The sequence below is a fragment of the Euzebyales bacterium genome (assembly GCA_035461305.1).
GTDB lineage: Bacteria > Actinomycetota > Nitriliruptoria > Euzebyales > JAHELV01 > JAHELV01.
The window spans coordinates 1-2,128 of the sequence record DATHVN010000146.1; the positions used below are offsets into that span (position 1 = coordinate 1).

Genomic DNA, 2,128 nt, shown 5'->3' on the forward strand with positions numbered 1-2,128 from the left:
CGGGGATGTGGCCGGCGTCGTACTCGGGGCGCGGGCGGACGTCGATGACAGTGACCTCGCCGCGGTCGAGGCGGCGGCGCAGCTCGTCGCGGGTGACGGCCTCGAGCTGCTCGCGGTCGCCGAGGTAGGCGCGGGCGAGTGCGTCGAGCCCGTCGTGGTGCTCAGCGGTGACGTCACGCAGTGCCGCCCACAGGTCGTACACGCCGACGGACGCGAGTCGGTAGTGGACGTAGGTGCCGGTGCGTCGGGTCGTGACCAGCCCGGCGCGGGCCAGGGTGCGCAGGTGGTGGGAGGTGTTCGCGTGGTCTGGCCGATCGCGTCGGCGATCTGTTCGACGGTCCGTTCGCCTTGGGCGAGCAGCTCGACGATTTCGGCGCGCCGCCCGGACGCCAGCGCCTCGGCCACGGCGGCGAAGCCGTCGAACAGCGGATCTCGGTGACGACAGCGCGCTGCTCGTCGATCCGCAGCAGGTCATCGCCCGGTACGAGCGCGCCGCGCACGGGCGCGGCCTGCGGATCCGCATGGTCGCGGAGACGCATCTGCAGCCGACCTCGTGTCCGGCGGCCGCGCGTTGCCGCGGCCGGCGCCGACCTGGTCGTCCCGGCCGCCGGCGGGTACGCGTTCGAGCACCGCGGCCTGGGCGATGGTCGACGAGGTCGGCCGGCGTCGCGACGATCTTCACGCCGCTGCAGAGCCAGGCCGACCTCGAGTCGTACGGCCTCGACCGGGTGCTGCTGTGATCTGCGAGCTGGACGACGTGGCCGAGGTCGCGGTGTTCGTGATCCACGCACTGCAGATGGCGCGACAGCGCAATCTCGAGGCCGCCGGGCGCGTACCCGACGAGTACCGCGACGAGACGGTCGAGCCGCCGTGGTCCCCGGGCCAGACAGCACCCTGACCGCCGACGAGTTGGCTGCCCACTGCGCTTCACCTGGCGGCCTGCAAGGTACCGACGTCCGTGGACCTCCGCGCGTCACTGCCCAAGAGCGGGGCCGGCAAGTTGCTCAAGAGTGAACTGGTCGCGGAGTCTCGCCGGCATCGTCGTGAGGGCTGAAAGGTCGGTGGCAGCGGGTTCCTGGTCACCGGCGGAGGGTGGGGCCTGGGTGTCGCCACCGCAGGAGCGCTCACGTCCGAGAAAGCCAGGGTGGTGATCGCCGGCGGGCTACCGCGATGAAGGACAGTCCCCACAGGACGGTCATGGCTGCCCACGGCTGCTGGAGCGCGCCGGTCAGATCGGGCAGCGCCAGCGATGTGGCTCCGAGGATCACGGCGGCGGCTGCTGCGCTGGAGGTCGGGATCTGCCATCCGCGCGTCCGGACGGTGGCCAGGAGACCGACCAGGACGACCGCGAGGGCGAGCGCGGCCATCTCGGCGTAGCGATCTCCGGTGGCGCACCGCCCCAGGAAGCACGACGCGCCGGCCCGGCGTGCGAGGCCGAGCATGCGGACGGCGTACCCGGTGGCGGGGACGGCCGCGAGCGCGGTCAGGGCCGCCAGGGGGACGCTCACCCGCGCACCGGGCGCGAACAGGTCCCGACGGGCGGGATGCAGCGCCACCAGCGGAGCCGTGGCGAGCAGGAATGCCAGTCCGCCGACGGTCGGTTCGACGCGGCCGCCGATCACGCCGGCCACGGTGAGGCAGAGCAGTCCGATGACCGCCTGCTGCAGACCCGCGATGGACCGCTGCGGCGACCGGATCTGGCTGGCGAACCCGCCGCCGATGATGACGGCACCCAGCGCGAAGAACCCGAGGTCGACGACGGGGTTGGTGGCGGCGGTGCGCGGATCGGCGACCCACATGGTGACCGTGAGCGCGGTGAGGCCCGCGAATCCCACGGTGAACAGCAGCGACAGCACCATGGCCCACGCGGTGAACGCGACCCGACCGACCGCCACAGCCGACGAGGGTCCGTGTCGGTCTGTTCGTGGCGGGTGCGCTGACAGGACCACGTTCCGCCTCACGTCAGAAGTTGCACGCCTCACCGGCGCACAATGACGTGGGTTGTGCATCACCACTGGGACGTGGTGCCCACTCGTGGCGGGACGATCGTCGGTACGCGTGGTCGGCGCTGTGGTCATGCTCGCGGGTCTTGCGGCACACGGCTGGAGGAGCAGGCATGCGCCGGAGC

At 72.3% G+C, this 2,128-nt stretch carries 3 protein-coding genes; 1 reads left to right on the forward strand and 2 read right to left on the reverse strand.

Features of this window, described 5'->3' with window-relative positions; translation table 11 throughout:
• Positions 1-202: rhodanese-like domain-containing protein (locus tag VK923_13625; GenBank protein HSJ45714.1), on the reverse strand; the 202-nt coding region annotated here is incomplete at its 3' end.
• 534 nt (positions 203-736) lie between these two features.
• On the opposite strand from VK923_13625, the gene VK923_13630 reads away from it, so the two are divergent.
• Positions 737-898, forward strand: coding sequence for a hypothetical protein (locus VK923_13630; GenBank protein ID HSJ45715.1), 162 nt, complete (start codon positions 737-739; stop codon positions 896-898).
• Between the two features lie 226 nt (positions 899-1,124).
• On the opposite strand, the gene VK923_13635 is transcribed toward VK923_13630, so the two are convergent.
• The gene (locus tag VK923_13635) at positions 1,125-1,895 is read right to left on the reverse strand and encodes a hypothetical protein (protein ID HSJ45716.1); all 771 of its coding nucleotides are present in this window, start codon (positions 1,893-1,895) and stop codon (positions 1,125-1,127) included.
• Positions 1,896-2,128: the final 233 nt, after the last annotated feature.